Annotated in this window: 16 protein-coding genes; 10 read left to right on the top strand and 6 right to left on the bottom strand. The window is 43.2% G+C overall.

Going from position 1 to position 18512, the window contains the following annotated elements; translation table 11 throughout:
- The first annotated feature begins 220 nt into the window (after positions 1-220).
- Together CWC03_RS19605 and CWC03_RS19600 are read left to right on the top strand one after the other, a co-directional pair.
- Positions 221-2287, top strand: coding sequence for a T6SS phospholipase effector Tle1-like catalytic domain-containing protein (locus tag CWC03_RS19605; protein WP_138583309.1), 2067 nt, complete (start codon positions 221-223; stop codon positions 2285-2287).
- Positions 2284-2811 carry a hypothetical protein gene (locus CWC03_RS19600; protein WP_138521845.1) on the top strand — a complete coding sequence of 176 codons (528 nt, stop codon included), beginning with the start codon at positions 2284-2286 and terminating at the stop codon, positions 2809-2811. Before CWC03_RS19605 ends, CWC03_RS19600 begins: the two co-directional genes overlap by 4 nt.
- Before the next feature lie 99 nt (positions 2812-2910).
- Here the strand turns inward: CWC03_RS19600 and CWC03_RS19595 are convergent, their stop codons facing one another.
- The 3 genes from CWC03_RS19595 to CWC03_RS19585 are packed head-to-tail and all read right to left on the bottom strand — an operon-like array spanning position 2911 to position 5152.
- On the bottom strand, positions 2911-3525 hold the full coding sequence (locus CWC03_RS19595; RefSeq protein WP_205125738.1) for a lysophospholipid acyltransferase family protein: 615 nt from the start codon (positions 3523-3525) through the stop codon (positions 2911-2913).
- Positions 3526-3564: 39 nt separating this feature from the next.
- Complete coding sequence (locus CWC03_RS19590) at positions 3565-4497, bottom strand: phosphatidate cytidylyltransferase (RefSeq protein ID WP_128727800.1); 933 nt, start codon at positions 4495-4497, stop codon at positions 3565-3567.
- Positions 4490-5152, bottom strand: a complete 663-nt coding sequence (locus CWC03_RS19585; protein WP_128727799.1) for a CDP-alcohol phosphatidyltransferase family protein — start codon at positions 5150-5152, stop codon at positions 4490-4492. Before CWC03_RS19585 ends, CWC03_RS19590 begins: the two co-directional genes overlap by 8 nt.
- Positions 5153-5427: 275 nt before the next feature.
- On the opposite strand from CWC03_RS19585, the gene CWC03_RS19580 reads away from it, so the two are divergent.
- The gene (locus tag CWC03_RS19580) at positions 5428-7587 is read left to right on the top strand and encodes a S46 family peptidase (RefSeq protein ID WP_138583308.1); all 2160 of its coding nucleotides are present in this window, start codon (positions 5428-5430) and stop codon (positions 7585-7587) included.
- Between the two features lie 165 nt (positions 7588-7752).
- Here CWC03_RS19580 and CWC03_RS19575 read toward each other — a convergent pair whose 3' ends face one another.
- Together CWC03_RS19575 and soxR are read right to left on the bottom strand one after the other, a co-directional pair.
- Positions 7753-9537: a DUF885 domain-containing protein gene (locus CWC03_RS19575; RefSeq protein ID WP_138583307.1), complete on the bottom strand. Its 1785-nt coding sequence runs from the start codon at positions 9535-9537 to the stop codon at positions 7753-7755.
- Between the two features lie 13 nt (positions 9538-9550).
- Entirely contained in the window at positions 9551-10057 is a 507-nt protein-coding gene (gene soxR, locus CWC03_RS19570; protein ID WP_138583306.1) for a redox-sensitive transcriptional activator SoxR, read from the bottom strand.
- 81 nt (positions 10058-10138) lie between these two features.
- Here soxR and CWC03_RS19565 point away from each other — a divergent pair, with 81 nt between their 5' ends.
- Positions 10139-10594, top strand: coding sequence for a flavodoxin family protein (locus CWC03_RS19565; protein ID WP_138583305.1), 456 nt, complete (start codon positions 10139-10141; stop codon positions 10592-10594).
- A 198-nt stretch (positions 10595-10792) separates the two neighbouring features.
- On the opposite strand, the gene CWC03_RS19560 is transcribed toward CWC03_RS19565, so the two are convergent.
- The gene (locus CWC03_RS19560) at positions 10793-12427 is read right to left on the bottom strand and encodes a methyl-accepting chemotaxis protein (protein WP_138583304.1); all 1635 of its coding nucleotides are present in this window, start codon (positions 12425-12427) and stop codon (positions 10793-10795) included.
- A 392-nt stretch (positions 12428-12819) separates the two neighbouring features.
- On the opposite strand from CWC03_RS19560, the gene CWC03_RS19555 reads away from it, so the two are divergent.
- From CWC03_RS19555 to cyoE, 6 genes are all read left to right on the top strand, one after another.
- On the top strand, positions 12820-13230 hold the full coding sequence (locus CWC03_RS19555) for a hypothetical protein (RefSeq protein WP_138583303.1): 411 nt from the start codon (positions 12820-12822) through the stop codon (positions 13228-13230).
- A gap of 383 nt (positions 13231-13613) precedes the next feature.
- A complete protein-coding gene (cyoA, locus tag CWC03_RS19550; protein WP_502705376.1) occupies positions 13614-14474 on the top strand; it encodes a ubiquinol oxidase subunit II in 861 nt (286 codons plus the stop codon).
- A gap of 2 nt (positions 14475-14476) precedes the next feature.
- Positions 14477-16459, top strand: coding sequence for a cytochrome o ubiquinol oxidase subunit I (gene cyoB, locus CWC03_RS19545; RefSeq protein ID WP_138583301.1), 1983 nt, complete (start codon positions 14477-14479; stop codon positions 16457-16459).
- 3 nt (positions 16460-16462) lie between these two features.
- Positions 16463-17083, top strand: a complete 621-nt coding sequence (gene cyoC, locus CWC03_RS19540) for a cytochrome o ubiquinol oxidase subunit III (protein WP_138583300.1) — start codon at positions 16463-16465, stop codon at positions 17081-17083.
- Positions 17083-17442, top strand: coding sequence for a cytochrome o ubiquinol oxidase subunit IV (cyoD, locus tag CWC03_RS19535; RefSeq protein ID WP_017218861.1), 360 nt, complete (start codon positions 17083-17085; stop codon positions 17440-17442). Before cyoC ends, cyoD begins: the two co-directional genes overlap by 1 nt.
- Before the next feature lie 13 nt (positions 17443-17455).
- On the top strand, positions 17456-18334 hold the full coding sequence (cyoE, locus tag CWC03_RS19530) for a heme o synthase (RefSeq protein ID WP_138583299.1): 879 nt from the start codon (positions 17456-17458) through the stop codon (positions 18332-18334).
- The last annotated feature ends 178 nt before the right edge of the window (positions 18335-18512 follow it).

Raw genomic sequence — 18512 nt, 5'->3', positions numbered from 1 at the left:
GCGATCCTATCATTTATGGGTGACAAATGATGTAAAAAGTTTGGCTAACTCACACATTACTTTTGCGGCTGATATAGCAAAGACCTAGGCGTTGAAAACTTATCGCCATAAGATGTTTTGTTTACGATTTTATTAAATTTTATTTACCAATTGAGTGGTTAAATGTTAGCCTGTTTTAATGCGAAAGGATGATATAAAAAACTAACTCTGGTGAACAAGGATGAAAATAGTTGAAGAAAAACATAATTGGTTGATTGACCAACAAATCGATGAGCTGGAAGTTTTACCACCCCATACCACAACAGCTCATTTACCGTCAGAAATTAGAACGCAGCTAAAGCCTCATGCCAGTGATTGGATAGTATTGCGACAAAGACATAATTGGCACCATGTTAAGCGTGACGAGTTTACTCGCGTTTTTATAAAGACTAAAAAGGGCTTACAAAGTGTAAAGTCTGGTAGCGTTGCCGATTCTAGAGAGCAACTAATCATCGTTAAACGCAGGTCCTATTTCAAAGCCGAGAATAGAAACAACGCCTTTGCAAGCAATGGTGGGGTTGATCCTAATCAGCCCATTGGCGGATATCAATCAGACCAATTAACATCTTTCGATCAGGTATTGGCCTCTATTAACGTTGATAAATCACCTGAGGTGGCTGAAAAGCGCATATTAGTGTCGCTGGAGGGGGAGTTGGCGGTGAGTTTTGTGATCCAAGGCGCTGATACCCCCACGTTGTCGAGAGCCTCTGAAGGGGCAACGCAAACGCCTCTCGTATTCGGAAAGTTGAGTGAAGATGGCAGCTATAGCCTAAAAGCAAAAATCCTGGGGGTGCCGGAGCAGGTGCTTTTTAATAATGTGCCATATGCTGACTTACTTGATATAGAAAAAGTAAAAGCACTTAAGATTGGCGCTGAGGGCGGAGTGCAGCTGATTAAACACAATGTTTCAGGCGAGGGCAATGTACACCTACATTTTATTAGCGAGCCTCCGAGCATCGGGATCTTCTTTGATGGTACAGGCAACAATAAATACAACGATATTTTGGACCCCTTTGATGATAAAGAGCCGACGAATATCGCTAAGCTCCATGAGTTGTATAAAATGGATGATAAATTTCATTTTAAACACTATGTCGAAGGCGTAGGCACTAAGGCAGGAGAAGATAATAGTACAATTGATTTAGCCGTTGCCTACTCATTTGATGAAAGGTTGATAGAGGCGATTGATTTAATCGAAACTTTCGTTAAGAGTAAAAGCTCCATTAGCTTATGCAACACGATTTTACTTGATTGCTTTGGATTCAGCCGTGGCGCAGCGGCAGCAAGAGCGTTTGTTAATCTGATCAATGAAATGAGAGTAAAGCAAGATACCAAGTTAGCGAATAAAGAGGTGGTATTTCGCTTTGTTGGAATTTTCGATACTGTCGCTTCGATAGGAGGGGATGGGGATAATTATCATGGTGAACTGTATGCTAAAGATGAGTTAGAGAAGGCAGCTAGACTCGATCTTAATCAAGCCAGTGCAGGGGCTGTGTATCACTTAACGGCTTGGGACGAGCGGCGTGATAAATTCCCACTAAGCTCATTAAAAAATAAAGATGGTAGCTTGTTTTCTAACCATAAAGAAGATTATCTGCCAGGCGTTCATTCTGATATTGGAGGCGGGTATGCCCCTATCAGTATTGATATTGAATATCCTTTAAAGCGCATTCGTGGCATTCCAGGTGAGCCACAGCATGAAGCAAAAGTACAACAGGCAAAATTAGCAATTGAACAGAGATATCAGTGGCCAGGTATTGACGTAGATATGGTCTATCGCTTTAAAAGACTAAGATATGGCGCTAGTCGCTCGGGAAGAGACAAGGATATTTACACCACATATCGGCCCGTTTGGAGGCGTAAAATAGATAATACCCTTGCCCATTATGGACTTCACCAAATGTATAACGAGGCGGTGCAACATGGCGTTCCGCTAAAAGAAATGGCGCGTCTTCAAAGTATCTACCCCTATGAACTTAGCAACGAGGTCGCAACTTTGGTACCAAAAGCGCTTAAAGCTGGGCCAACAAGCCAAGCTTGGCAGAAGTTATACGAGCATTATATTCATATTAGTTCTCGGTTTACGGGATTTACGGATAAACTGGCTCACGGTGAGGAAACAAAAGCAAAGTACGTGAATGAAAATGGACAAAGGGAAATGTTTTACAATAATGCAAAAGCGCTACCGCAGGTGCAAGTGTGGAAAGCGTATAAAAATGGAAATAAATCAATTTGGAGAAAAGGATGATCAATAAGCTCTATACCGTTTTAATGGCAGTAATGCTGCTTTGTAGCTGCTCTTCAAGTACAGAATTGGTTAAGTTGCGGATAGGTGTATCTGCCTATGAAAATAGTGACCTAATGGTTAAGCTAGTGTTTGACGACAAGTTTTCTCCACCAGCAGGCTCAATAGGTTGTTGTTGGGGTAATGCTAATGCAAATAGTACGTTTTGGGGAGCTGAAATCCCGCATAAAGTGAAAGCACAATGGTGGGATTATAAACAAGGAAGGCATTACAACGCTGAGTTCAGTGTACAACGTGATAAAGCATACAAAATCGCAAAAAACCTGCCTAGTATTACCTTCCACACGGGAGAGGTAAAGGAAGATCTTGTCCCTCAGATTATCTTTGGTTTTGGTGAAAAGGGTGAGGTAAAAATGTGGATCTCTAATGCTCCATTTGATGGCGTGAAAGGGCGGATTTTAGAAGAAATTGGTTCAGCACAGGCGACTTGGGAGCCTTTTGAATTAACCGATGAGATGTTTAATTAGCTAAGAAAAATGTCCACTATTTATGCAGATAACAGTAAAGTAGGAGAGTACGGCAGCGAACCGTTTTTTGGATATTAGGCTTACAAGAGGAGAGTTTTATCACTCTTCGTCTACCCGATATGTTAAACAAAGTGATCGCATCGAGTTAAATTGTAGTTCGATTTCTTGCACTAGTGCGCTCGCGTGGCTTGTGCAAGAAAGTGGCTCGCCGACAATGACGTCGCAATTAAATGGCACAAATAAAGCTTCTCCTTTGGGTAAAGAGCGGCCAAGTCCATGCATCATAATGGGGTAAACGAGCACCGGCTTACAATCGCGAGTGAGATGAAAAATACCTTTCTTTAACTGCGTCATTTTTTCAGGTTCACCACGAGACCCTTCAGGAAAAAAAATCAAGATTTCACCTTGCTTTAACGCTTTATGGCATTGTTCAAAGAGCTGTGTTTTGCGTGTAACTTGCTTGCGATTTAGAGGAATGATCCCAATAACATTGAGTGCAAACCAAGCGATATATCTGTTGGCGAGAAAATAATCTGCAGCGGCTACGGGGCGTATCTTATGTATCATCCTTAATGGAAACAAGCTCATTAATACTAGGGTATCCAAATGGCTATTATGGTTTGGCGCGAGGATAGCAGGCCCATGTGTTGGTAGCTTATTGCGATTAACAACGTTGAGCCCTAGTAAAATTAAAACCACTGGCTTAATAATCATCCCAAAAAACAGTATCTTTAAAACGCGTGCAAGCATAGTTTAATAGTGCAGATAGTAAAGGTAATGGAAGAATAGTGGTGAAGTGTAGAGTAGGCTGTCCATCCTATCTAAAATGCCACCATGGCCGGGGATCATGACCCCTGTGTCTTTAATTTGTAAATCTCGTTTAACACTTGAAATAACTAAATCACCAAAAAAACCAGTAACAGCTATTAGGAGCCCTGCGCCTGCGCCTTGTAAGGTCGATAGTGGCGTGAGTGCAGGGGCAACAAAACAAGACAATGTGGCAGTAGTACAGGCGCCACCAATAAAACCTTGCCATGTTTTGTTGGGGCTCACTTTTGGGATGATTTTATGCTTACCAAACAGTTTTCCCCAAACATATTGGCAAACGTCGTTAAATTGAGTAGTAAACAGTAAATACAATACCAGACCAATGGCACCCGCCTCACTGTTTTTGACCGGCAAAACTAACAAGTAGCCAAGGTGACTAATAGAGAAAACACACAACATGACGGCCCAGTTAAGGATCCCAGCTGACTTTATGAATCCTTTTGTATCACCGATGAGCACCATTCTAATAGGGATAAATAGAAAGATATAAACAGGAATAAAGATAATAAACATGCCATACCACTGAGTTGCAACCCAATAATATTGCAGTGGGATACTCAAATATAGCCAAAAAATAGCGCGCCTATCGGTTTGCCGTCCTGGCACTATGGACAAAAACTCTTTTAATGCGAGAAAACTTAAAAAGCCAATAAAAGCAAGTGCGAAATGTATGTTGGAGGCTAATACGACAAAAAAAGCGCCAATTATCCACCACCAAGATTGGATCCTGAGTTTTAATTCTTGATGATCCGTATCTCGTTGTATTCGGCTAATAACTAAATAAGCAAGCGTTGCGGTGATTAAGATGAGTCCTACCAACGCCATGGCATACAAAGAATGATCAGGGACGTTAAACATCGCGTTTGCCCTCAAGGTATTGATAGGCAAGGATAGCTCGTTTAAATAACGTGATGAATGAACCGACGCTAATGATAAGTAATGACGTATATAACACAGCCCCTTGTTGCCAGAATAGAGGCTCTATAGTTGTAAAAAGGCATGCAAATGTAAGTAAAGCCATTCGGTGTTGTTTCGCCATAGGCCCACAAAAATTGGCAGGAGCCCCTGTACTCGTTGCTAAGGTTCTGACGTAAGCGGTCATAATTGCAAGCGTTGCCGCACACCAAGCAATATCGATTGCGTAACTAAATTGAGGGACTGCATAGCCCACAGCAACAATGATGAAAGCATCAGCAAATCTGTCTGGCATATCGTTAAAAAGTTCACCAGATGCGGTACTTTTCCCACCTTCCACAGCGACCATACCATCGAACAAATTACACAGTAAGCGAAATTGAATGCATATGGCGGCAAGTAGAGGCAAAAGCCAAATGAGTAGTCCAGAAGACAGTGGTAACAAAACAAGAGAGATTGCTGAGCAGGCTGCAAACAGCACGCTGAGTAGTGAAATAGTGTTAGGAGTGATATTTTTATTGCTAAGCCATTTGGCGACGCGCTGAGCATATGTGCTTGAGCGTACCTTGAGTGGACGCCGACTTGATTTGTCTTCCATGATTTCCTTTTCCTTAGAATACGCATTCTTCAGCTCTTTTGAAGAAGGGATGATCTTTGTCGTTGTGCCGAGCCAGTATAAATGATCTGTGATAGGTCAACAAGGTACTACATATTGGGTTTAGCTTTAACACTTGAGATGATGTAAAGCGGAGAGACTGAAGAAGAATATTTACATTGTTTTATTAAATTCCACCGAAATAAATTGCTATTTGGCACTATCTTGGGTCACATTACTGATCGCAATTAAAATAATATAACATTTAGGATTGGAATATGCGTATTAAAGCTATCTCCGCGGCCATGGTGTTGGCCTTTTCTCAGTACGTTGCTGCCGATGAAGGCATGTGGCAACCACATCAACTACCTGAACTTGAATCTATTTTAAAGTCTAAAGGACTGGAAATTGATGCTAAGTCAATTTCTAAACTCACTGAATTCCCGATGAATGCGGTGATTAGCTTAGGTGGCTGTACGGCGTCATTTGTCTCTCCTAAAGGTTTAGTGGTGACAAATCATCACTGTGCATACGGCTCTATTCAATACAACTCAACAACAGATAATAATATTCTTGAGAATGGCTTTTTAGCAAAACAGCCAAGTGAAGATCTACCAGCGGCACCGGGCTCACGGGTTTATGTGACAAAAGAAGTGTCGAACGTAACGGATAAAGTTAATGCCGGTACTGATTCGCTTACCGGTAAAGCACGTTTTGATGCCATTGACAGTAAGCGCAAACAGCTTGTTGCTGAGTGTGAGCAAGATGAAAGCTATCGCTGTAATGTTTATACCTTTCATGGTGGATTGGAATATTACCTCATTAAATCTTTAGAGATAAAAGACGTCCGTCTGGCATATACACCAGCGATGGGCGTGGGCAAATATGGTGGCGATATAGATAACTGGATGTGGCCTCGTCACACCGGCGACTTTGCTTTTTACCGTGCATATGTGGGTAAAGATGGTAAGCCAGCTGAGTTTTCTAAGGATAACGTACCTTATAACCCTGAGTCGTTTTTGAGTGTGAGTGCAAAAGGCGTGCAAGAGGGCGACTTTGTGATGGTGACGGGTTATCCGGGTCGTACCAACCGCTATCGTATTGCTTCTGAAGTGGATTATGTATTTAACACGGTTTACCCCATGGTACGTAAACATAACTCAAAGTATGTGGCACTAATTGAAGAAAATGCACCTGAAGGGTCGCAAGCTCGTATCGCCTATGAAAGCACCATTGCGGGTTACAACAACTACATCAAAAACTTTGGCTCTATGATTGAGAGCTTCAAAAAAGGCAGTATGTATAGCCGCAAGCAGCAATTTGAGCGCGATCTTAGCACTTGGATTAATGCTGATGCAGACCGTAAAGCAAAGTATGGTGCTGTACTAAACGAATTGAGCGAGTTGGTTGCTCAATCTCAAGTTCATTATGAGCGTGATATGATGGTTGGCTATATCCATCGCTCACAAATGATGTCTACTGCGCGTAAGCTTTATCGCTTGGCGGTTGAAAAACAAAAGCCTGATGCTGAGCGTGAGAGTGGTTATCAAGAACGTGATATGCCAAAAATCAAAGCGGGGCTACAGCGTATGACGCGCCGTTATGATGAAACAGTTGATAAAGCGATTATGCTTTACTTTATGGAGCTTTATGCAGCCTTGCCAAAAGAAGCGCGTTTAGCTGAAGTCGATAAGCAGCTTCAACTTGAAAACGGCTTCAATAAAGCAAAGCACCAAGCGCTGCTAGATGAGATGTATGCTAACTCTAAGCTTGCTGATGAAAAAGCCCGTCTTTGGATGTTAGATTTAGAGCTTGAGCAGTTAAATCAAAGCTCTGATCCATTCATTCAATATGCAAAAGCGATTTTTGCAGTGATGAAGCAAATCGAAGATGAAGAAAAAGAATTGGCTGGTAAGCAGCAATCTGCACGTCCTGCTTTGATGGAAGCTATTATTGCTTACAACAAATCTCAAAATAAGCCAGTTTACGCGGATGCTAACAGCACACTCCGTGTCACTTACGGTACGGTAGGTGGCTATTCACCGCAAGATGGCTTAGTGGCAACGCCATTTACCTCGCTTGAAGGACTGTTGGCGAAAAATACTGATGTTGAACCATTTAACGCGCCTAAAAAGCAGCAGCAGTTGATCCGTGAAAAAGTATATGGTCAATATACAGGGGGCATGAATACCGTACCGGTGAATTTCCTTTCTAATGTGGATACCACAGGTGGTAACTCGGGCTCGCCAACTTTAAACGGGAAAGCGGAGTTAGTAGGTTTACTGTTTGACGGTGTATATGAAAGCATTATTGGTGACTGGGATTACGATAAAAACCTAAATCGCTCAATCCATGTTGATTCGCGTTACATGTTATGGGTAATGGACAAGGTTGATAATGCGCAAAACCTGTTAGATGAAATGAAGATAGTAAAGTAGGTCGACCTTTAGGTCGACAATCCCCCCCAACCCAACGTTTAAAGGGTAGCCTTTGGGTTTATAGGGTTCCCTCTAGATTAAAACGTTAGTCGGCCTAAAGGCCGACCTACGGGTGATATCAATTTTTCAAAAAATAATGCCGGCCATAAGGCTGGCATTATTATGTTACTTTGCCATTAACTGGCGGATATATTTCACCGGAGCACTGCCAAAGCTTAAGAATTCTTCATGGAATGCTTTCAAGTCAAATTCTTTTCCAAGCTTTTGCTTTTGTGTTTCACGGAAGTCGTAAATTTCGCGATAACCAGAGTAATAGCTGGTTAGTTGTACTTGGCTCAAGGTTGCACGGCGCCATTTACCTTCGGCTTCTGCACGCTCTTGGAAAGCCCCATTCATCAGCAGATCTAAGCCTTCTTCTTTGCTTATTCCTTTTACTTGGATACCGTAATCTAGGATGGTGTTACAGATCACGCGTAGATTCCACTTGTAGTACATTAACCACATTTCAGGCTCAAAGTTACCATAGCCTTCTTCTAGCATCATGCGCTCAGTGTAGACCGCCCATCCTTCAATCATCGCGCCATTGCTTAAGATACTCTTCACCAAAGACGGAGATTCGTTAGAGTAAACCAATTGAGTGTAATGACCTGGCACGGCTTCGTGAATATTTAGGATCTGCAGGATCCAGTGGTTGTATTCACGTAGATACGATTCAGCTTGCTCGTCGTCCATTGAGTCCAGTGGAGACACGTTATAATAGGTGTTCTCTTTTTTGTCGTATGGTCCCGGAGCACTGATTGAAGCACCAGCAAAGCCACGCATATATTCAGGCGTCTCGCGAACAACTAGTGGCTTTTCAGGGTCTAGCGTGATGAGATCCTTTTCCATCACAAACTTTTCAAGCTCTGGTATTTGCGCCTTGATTTCGCTCACAAAGTTTTCACGTTTTACGTGTTTGACTGAAAGGTGCTTGATAAGCGTGGCAATCGCATCAATGTCAGATTCTGGGCGTGGCTTGTCAGCAAAGTACTTTGGCCAGAGTTGATCAACAATCTTAACCATTTCATTAGTAACACGGGCTTTGTCGGCCATTGCTTTTTCATACATTTGCTTTGCGGTATAGCCAGACTGAATATCAAAGGCAAATTTTTGTTCGTAGAGCTTCTCACCAATTCTAAATGAGCGCGCGTTACCGCTTTCACTTAACTCTTTTTCAAGATTGGTAAGGTAAGAAACATATCCATTGATGGCTGATTTCGCGGCAGCGAAGCGCTGTTTGAATAGGGCTTTTTCCTCGGCTGTTAATAATGAAGTCGCGAGCTTATCAAGCAACTCGTCGTTTAATACACTAAATGCGCCTTGGTTTTGTGCTATCGCAAGCTGAGTATATTCAAGCGTTGGATTGTTAATATTGTTTTGTGCAGCTTCATAATAGGCTGGCACATATTGAAGACGTGCTAAAACGAGCTTGAGCTTTTCGTCATCCGTTTTAAAGCGGCTATTGAGTATGGTCGCAAAGCCATAAGAAACATTGTAGTTTGATGGATTCCACTGCCAGCTTTTGAAGGTTTCAATATGCCAGATATCGCGTTTTAGGCGATTTTCAATCAAGTGATAATCGATTTTTTGACTATTGCTTAAGTTAGCAAGGTCGAACTGCTGCAGCTTGGCTAATTGCGCCTTAGAAAACGCGACGCTGGCGTCTCGTGCCGCTTGGGTTGGTATAGTGATAATATCGTCGTACTTGCCAAAGCCTGCCCAGAGTGACGCTTCTGGGTACTGTTTCCATAAGTCATTGATAAATTGCTGAGAAAAGTCAGCGAATTGTGCATTTGCTGCTACTGTTTGCTGTGGCTCTGAAGGCGTCGTCTCGACAGACGAAGGAGAAAGTGAGCAGCCAGTCAGGCCCATTGCTATGGCTAGCGCCATGCACAAGGCAGTCTTTTTCATTATTGTGTCCTATTTAATGGTTTTCGCTATCATAACAAGATTTTGCTTTATTTGCTTTGTCTGGCTCATCCAACCACACCGCACCGTTAGCCTCTTTGGCAACGATGTCATTAGGGTTGTAGATAGGGCATGATTTCATCGATAAACAGCCACAGCCAATGCAGCCATTGACATAGTCTCTTAAACGTTGCATGTAAGCGATTTTTTCATCCAGCTTTGCTTGCCAGGCTGTAGAAAGTTTGGCCCAGTCCGCTCTGGTTGGTGTTCTTGAATCGGGTAGGGTATCAAGGGTTTCTTTTATCTCCCCTAGAGTTATCCCCATTTTTTGACCCGCTTTAATAATGGCAATTCGGCGCAACACATCCTTTTTATAACGGCGCTGATTACCGTTATTGCGCCAACTGCGAATAAGCCCTTTGTTCTCATAAAAATGCAGTGCTGACACCGCAACATCGGCTCTTTGAGCTACTTTGCCGACACTGAGGTTCGGTTCGTCTCGTAATAATTTTTCAGTTTTCATAAATTAATGCTTTACCTTAACTTAAGGTGAGGTTTTAAGGTAGCACCCAATTTATTATTAATGCAACTGGAATTGAACATTATGAAAACAGTCGTTATTTACTCAAGCTCAAACCCCAATGGAAATACCTACCAATCTGCAAAGGCACTAGCAGCAGAAAAAAGGGCTGAACTCATCTATTTAGACCGTTATAAAATTGGTGAGTACTGTTACAAACACTCTCACAGCGATGATGACTTTGTTAACCTGTTTAGGTGGGTGCTCGGTTTTGAGCACATCATTTTTGCATCTCCCGTTTATTGGTATGCAGTAACACCCAGAATGAAGGCATTTATCGACAGAATAACCGACTTTATGGACATAGAAGCGCTAAAGCCAGAATTAAGAACATTGCGCGAAAAGCAGTTTTCGATTTTATCAACTTCATGCCAAGAGAAAGCACCGGCACCATTTACTGAGATGTTGGTGGGGACCTTTGAGTATTTGGGTATGAAATTACAAGAGCAGCGTCATGTTCATTACCCTTATGCTGATTAACTGCGGTAGATTTTGTTGGGGGGTTGTGTGGCGAAATTTTTTAAAGATCGCTGCGTGAAGCAGCTCCTACTCCGAAGTAAATCTAGTCTGGAGGAGATTTACTCGACGAGCAGTTTTTGACTGGCGCGCTAAAACCCCTTGCTACCCTACATTTCTCAGCGGAAGTACGCACTTCCGCGTCTGCGAACAGGTGTAAGTTCACACCTTGAATTCACTTACCATTTGTGAGAGTCGTTGTGACATTTCGCTTAATTGCTGGCTCGATGCTTGGGTATGTTCAGCGCCAAGAGCGGTTTGGCTCGCCACTGTTGCGATGCTACTGATGTTGTCAGTCATGTCATTAAGATCTTCGGATTGCTTTTCACTCCAGGTGGCGATATTAACGTTAATATCATTCACGGTTGCAATGGAGAGGTTGATTTGCTCTAGTGCGTGTTTGCATTCTTGGCTCACTTTGAGGCTTTGCTCGGATGCTGCACGGCAGCTTTGCATTTCTTCAACGGTTGTGGCGACGCCATTGTGCAGTTTATCAATGATCGCTTGAATATCATCGGTAGATTGTTGCGTACGCTGTGCCAGCGTTCTTACCTCGTCGGCCACCACGGCAAAACCGCGACCTTGCTCTCCCGCTCTTGCAGCCTCGATGGCTGCATTTAATGCTAATAAATTAGTTTGATCTGCCACTTTTTTAATGACATCAAGTACTGCACCAATCTCGGTTGATGAGCGTTGTAGTTCGAGCACGGCTTGTTGCGCTGAGTCGACGCTACGAGAGGCATGCGCTATGACAGCCACATTTTCGTCTACATGCGCCAGCCCTTGGGTCGTCAGTGTGGTTGTCTCTGTTACTTTATCAAGCGCACGCTTTGACTCATTATTGACAGCTTGTGCCACTTGATTAAGCGATTGCATGCGGTTTTGCACTGATTCTGTTTCACTGTTTTGTTGTCCAATACCAGCTTGGATCTGCTCGGTAATACAGGATAATTCCTCTGCTTGGGAAGCCAAAGAATGGGTGTTTTCGTTGATATCATGCAGTACATTACGAAAATGTGAGTTCATTTTATTAAATGCGATAGCCATTTGGGCAAGCTCGTCTTTACCGTGGCTTTTCAGTGCAATGGTGAGGTCTTTTTGCGCTGAAATGAGTCCCATCGTGCGGGTGAGCTTATCCAGTGGCTTGGTAATATTTTTGCTGATCAAGCTTGAGAGGAAAATAAGTAATATCGCATAGCCGAGCGTTTCAGCAGTCATCAACATGAGTCGGTCATAAAACTGTTCTTCAACGTCTTGAAGGTAAATGCCTGTCCCAATTGCCCAGTTATAGTGCCCTAAGTTAACAATATAAGAAAGCTTGCTCTCAAGCTCCTTTGTCCCCGGCTTTGGCCATTCATATCGGGCAAAGCCTTGTTGATTTTGATTCGCAATGACGACGAACTGGCTGAATGCCTCGCGAATAAAACGTTCATGATGGTGAGTCATTGAGGTGCCATTGAGTAGTGGCTTAATGGGATGCGTTACCATATTCCCTTTTAAGTCAAATAAGAAGAAGTAACCTGCGTCACCATAGCGTGCAGCATCAATGAGCTTTTTTATTTTTTCTTGTCTTTGTTGTGGGGGGACAGAGGTGTCAGTGGCAACCATATTAAGTTGTGCAACAGTAGTTTCCATTAGGTTTTTTGCATTAATGTGTCTTTCTTGCGTTAAGCTGTCTCGTAAAACGAGTGCTGATGAGAGTTGCACAAGGGCAATGATCACGACAGACAAAAGCAGACTGAGTCTGAGTTTATTGGATACTTTCATCAAACCTAGGAGTTTATTCAGCTGCTTCATGAGTTCCTCTAATAATAAAGAATTAGTTAATATGACAGCGATGTCAGTTGGCGAGGATCATACTTAGAACGAACCAAAAATAAATAGCATGAACGAAAGATGAATGAGGTGTTAAGCCGTGCAGATGGCTATCTAGTTGATAGTTAATAAAAATGTTAATATTTACGTTTTGTAAATGATTGTGAATGAGAATTATTGCTAATAAGCGCGTTTAAGAACTTTGTCTTATGGAAGGAAGAAAGTGAGAAGTAGATTAAGAAAGTTTGATATAGATCATTGCAGATATCGCTTGAATCGAATTGCTACTTTGTTATACTCGCCGTGAATTTTCAGTTTGGACTGAAAGTTCTGAACTAATCAACTCTATCAAGATAAAAACATCAGGATAATCTGTGCCACTGTTAAGCTATGCTCGACATACTGCAACTACGGACGATACAACCTATCAAGGTTGTGCGATGACGCGTGTGCAGTTATTCGGTCGTATTTTCAGTGTGCTAAGCGCGTTGATGATGTTTAACACGGCATTATTATTCACTGGCATGCTTGGTGATGTAGCTGAATTAGAAGCTCTTTTTGCAGATAATTCACTACCTGACTCTGTGTTGGTGATGCTCGGAGAGTTTTTGGCTCAACCTATCTTGTCATTGCAATTATTGATAGGTCTTTATTGGTTAGTTTTCCATACTATTTTGCCTACACGCGCGGGCATCGTGCTTCGCAAAATGGCATTCGCCTCTACAGAGGCTATTCACCCTCAACCGGTGCCTAGCGCACATGGTTGTCGTGCTCCTCCTTTTTGATACCGCTGTCTGTTTGCGTAATTGCAATATTTTAATCCAATGTGTTTGATTTAAGCGATTTGGATCAGCAGTCAGCAATTCAGTTTCAATTACATTAATCGGCTACTTACAGTCCTTTTAGGGCGAATTGTAAGCTTAGCAAATGTGATTGTCCGTTTACTGTGTCGATTATTTGGTAAATGGTTAGTGACTGGTATCAAAGAAGCGTTTCCCTTCACTAATGCATTTTCCCTGATGGATACAGTGCAATTCGAACTTGTGCAGCATAGCTTGCACAAATAGATACTCAGCGTGCTTGATAAATAAGTCGCAGCTTATCGTTGAAGGGTAATCAATTGAATAAACGTAGTGTTGTGAATTATGCGTTCGCTTCATTGGGGCTTATGCTCACCGGCTGTAGTGGTGGCATTTTAGATCCCAAGGGGCAAATTGGCGTGGATGAGAAGTCCTTGATCATCATTGCCACTGTACTGATGTTACTCGTTGTAGTACCAGTTATTATTCTTACCTTATACTTTGCGTGGAAGTACCGAGACGGTCGTGACCACGAGATTTATGCACCGAAATGGGCTCACTCTAACAAAATAGAAGCCGTGGTTTGGACCATTCCGATTGTGATTATTATTGTACTTGGGGTGATCACTTGGCGCTCTACACAATCACTTGATCCGTACAAGCCGTTGGAAGGTAAGGGTGAACACCTCACTGTTCAGGTGGTATCGCTAAACTGGAAGTGGTTATTTATCTATCCAGAGCAAGGCATTGCCACAGTGAATGAGCTGGTGTTTCCAGCGAATGTACCAGTGGAGTATAAAATCACTTCCGAAAGCACCATGAACTCTTTCTTTATTCCACAGCTTGGTAGCCAAATCTACTCAATGGCTGGAATGGAAACACAGCTTCACTTGATTGCCAACGAGCCGGGTACGTTCAAAGGCTTTTCTGCTAACTACAGTGGGGCGGGTTTTTCTGGAATGAATTTCAAAGCCATTGCCACCAAAGACAAAGCAGATTTTGATAACTGGGTTGTCGATGTCAAAGCAAACGGCGACGCCTTAACCGCAGATCGCTACACGCAGCTGGCTGAGCCTTCAGAATATCACCCCGTTGAGTATTTTGGCTCGGTAGAGCAGGGCTTATTTCACACCATAATTATGAAGTACATGCAGGGTCATGGCGAAATGAACTATTACGCCAAACCAGAGCATGCTGCACATTCACATCACGGCAAGGCTGAGGAGTAATTATGTCGTTGTTTGGTAAATTATCCATCGAGGCAATCCCCTATCACGAACCCATCATTATGGTGACGTTAGCCGTGGTGGCGACTGTTGGTCTAATCGTGGCGGCAATGGTCACAAAATACAAAAAATGGGGCGTGCTGTGGCACGATTGGATCACTTCAATCGATCATAAACGCCTAGGCGTGATGTACATTATCTTGGCATTAATTATGTTAATGCGTGGTTTTGCCGACGCCATCATGATGCGTACACAGCTGGCCATGGCCACAAGCGGCGCTGCCGGTTACTTACCTCCTGAGCACTATGATCAGATCTTCACTGCGCACGGGGTGATCATGATCATCTTTATGGCGATGCCATTTATGATTGGTTTGATGAATATCATCTTGCCACTGCAAATTGGTGCTAGAGATGTTGCCTTTCCGTTTTTGAATAATCTCAGCTTTTGGTTGACAGCGGGTGGGGCTATTTTAATCAACTTATCTTTGGCATTTGGTGAGTTTGCAAAAACCGGTTGGGTGGCATATCCGCCCTTGTCTGAGTTGTCGTTTAGTCCCGGTGTTGGGGTTGATTACTATATTTGGGCACTACAAATATCCGGGCTTGGGACATTGCTCACTGCTGTGAATTTCTTGGTTACCGTATTTAAGATGCGTGCACCTGGTATGACGCTAATGAAAATGCCTATTTTTACTTGGACTTGTACTTGGGCAAATATCCTAGTTGCGGCGTCTTTCCCAATTCTTACTGCGGTGCTAGCGATGCTAACGCTTGACCGTTATATGGATTTCCACTTCTTCACCAATGAAGCCGGTGGTAATGCCATGATGTATATCAACCTGTTCTGGGCATGGGGTCACCCTGAAGTTTATATTTTGATTTTGCCTGCGTTTGGGATTTTCTCAGAAATTATTTCAACCTTTACAGGCAAACGCCTGTTTGGCTATAAGTCGATGGTGTATGCCAGCGGTGCGATTTCTATTTTGGGCTTTATTGTTTGGCTACATCACTTCTTTACTATGGGTTCAAGCGCCAATGTTAATGCTTTCTTTGGGGTCATGACGATGGTCATTGCGGTCCCGACGGGAGTAAAACTCTTTAACTGGTTATTTACCATGTATCGCGGTCGTTTGCGGATCACGGTGCCGGTCCTTTGGACGTTAGGGTTTATGGTGACCTTTACCGTTGGTGGGATGACTGGCGTACTGCTTGCAATTCCTGGCGCGGACTATGTGCTGCACAACAGTCTTTTCCTAATTGCACATTTCCATAACACCATTATCGGTGGGGCAGTGTTTGGTTATCTGGCGGGGTTTGCTTACTGGTTCCCTAAAGTAATGGGTTACAAGCTTGATGAGCGTTGGGGTAAAGCCTCATTCTGGTGCTGGCTGGTTGGCTTCTTTGTGGCCTTTATGCCGCTTTATGTGCTTGGCTTCTTGGGCATGACACGTCGCCTTAATCATACCAACACGCCAGAGTGGAACATTTGGCTATACATCGCGTGCATTGGTGCCTTTATCATTATGTTTGGGATAGTTTTCCAAGTGGTACAGCTAGTGGTGAGCTACAAAAATCGCGAGCAATTGCAAGACACCACAGGCGATCCGTGGAATGGGCATACGCTAGAATGGTCAACGGACTCTCCTCCGCAGTACTACAATTTCGCGAAAACCCCTGTGGTTGACGATATTGACGCTTGGACAGAAATGAAAGAGCAGGGACAGGCATATCAAAAGCCTGCACATTATCAGCCTATTCACATGCCAAAAAATACCCCGGCTGGAGTGCTTATCAGCGCGTCATTGACCGTGTTTTGCTTTGCCATGATTTGGCATATTTGGTGGTTAGCGGCGGTGGGTTTTGTCAGTGCTATCGCGGTATTTATTAAGCGTTGTTACACCAGCGACGTTGATTATTATGTACAGGTTGACGAGATTGAGCAGATTGAGTCTGCCCACCTTTCTCGCGCATTACAGGAGGGTTAATTCATGAGTGCAATTACTCCCGCTACGCTGCATGCGTTAGAAGATGCTCACGAGCATGCAGATCATGATACAGGTTCAAATACCGTATTCGGTTTTTGGCTATATCTGATGACGGATTGTTTGTTGTTTGCTTCCTTCTTTGCCACTTACGCTGTGTTGTACATGAACACGGCAGGTGGGGTGTCTGGCAAAGATATCTTTGAGCTGGGTTTTGTTGCGGTTGAAACCGCAGCCTTACTGTTAAGTAGTATTACCTTTGGGTTTGCCATGATAGCGGCAAACAAACAGAAAAAGTCGCAAACCTTATCTTGGCTTGCGGTGACATTTGCCTTTGGTGCGGTGTTTATTGGCATGGAAGTGTATGAATTCCATCACTTAATAGTACGCGGTCATGGACCGCAAAATAGTGCTTTTTTGACTTCTTTCTTCTCATTGGTGGGTCTGCACGGCATGCACGTGACGGCAGGCTTGATTTGGATGACTGTGATGATGATTGAAGTGACACGTCGTGGTCTTAAGCCACAAACGGTAACGCGTTTGAGCTGCTTAAGCTTGTTCTGGCACTTTTTAGATATCGTGTGGATCTGTGTATTTACCGTTGTTTATTTAATGGGGGCAATGTAATGAGCCATAGTGAATCTCAAGCGTTAGCACAGATGGATGTTCATGAGCATGAACACGACAGCCACGGTAGTGTGAAGTCGTATCTAATTGGTTTTGTGCTATCCGTTATTTTGACAGCCATTCCTTTTGCTGCCGTGATGAGTGGCAGCTTGTCATCTAGCACGACATTTTGGACGTTAGTGACAACGGCGTTAGTGCAAATTTGGGTGCACCTGAAGTATTTTTTACACCTGAATTTTGTTACGGAAGAAGGTAAGGCAAGCACGCTTTCCTTTATCTTTAGTGCGTTGATTATTGTGATGGTAGTGGGGCTGTCGGTCTGGATCATCTACGAATCGAACGCCATGATGATGTATTAACAGGAGAGTACTCATGCTGCGTCGTTATTTTCAGGTGACAAAACCTGGGATCATTATGGGTAACTTGATTTCAGTCGCAGGAGGCTTTTTATTGGCCTCTCGAGGTGAAGTTGATTGGCTGCTATTTGCCTTGACTCTACTGGGGCTATCTTTAGTCGTTGCGTCAGGTTGTGTAGTTAACAATGTCATCGACAGGGATATCGATGCGGCAATGGCTCGCACTAAAACTCGCGTGACAGTAACCGGGGAAATTTCCTCAGTTGCTGCACTGTCACATAGTCTGGTACTCGGATTATCTGGCTTTGGGCTCTTAGCCTATTTCACCAATTGGATTGCGCTGGGTTTTGCCGCATTTGGGTTTTTTATTTATGTCGGTATTTACAGCTTATATATGAAACGAAACTCAGTGTATGGCACGGTGGTTGGTAGCCTGTCAGGGGCAGTGCCTCCCGTGGTTGGTTACTGCGCAGTAAGCGGGGTGTTTGACTCTGGCGCTGCCATTTTATTATTGATGTTTTGTCTTTGGCAAATGCCGCATTCTTATGCCATTGCGATTTTCCGTTTTGACGATTACCGGGCCGCGAATATTCCGGTGTTGCCAGTCGCGCAAGGTATTGAAAAAGCCAAGCATCACATTGTTTTGTATATCGCCATTTATGCACTCGTGGTGATGTTACTACCGCTTAGCGGTTATACCGGCATAGCATTTATGGCGGTGGCCTGTACAACCAGTTTTTGGTGGTTATTGATGGCGTTAAAAGGATACCAAAGAGACTTAGATTTACATGGTTGGGCGAGGCAAGTATTTGCATTCTCAATAGTTAATATCACAGTCCTAAGTATCGCGATGGCGATTGATAATCACAGCACAGTTTCTGCGATGCTGTACTGATCGCAGATTATCCCAAAGTAACTAAAATCCAAAGGCCCACGGGGCCTTTTTTCGTTCTTATCTTAGTTTATACCAATTTGACTTAATACTTGCTCAATTTGAAGGAGTAAATCTGACGCTAACAGCGTTAAAAATTCCTCATTTAGAACAACTAAATAGCAAAATTTTTGCCTTGCCA

Origin of the sequence: Pseudoalteromonas sp. S2755 (assembly GCF_005886535.1) — a bacterium.
Lineage (GTDB): Bacteria > Pseudomonadota > Gammaproteobacteria > Enterobacterales > Alteromonadaceae > Pseudoalteromonas.
The sequence above is the reverse complement of the archived record's forward strand: the minus strand, read 5'-3'. Positions and strand labels throughout refer to the sequence as shown.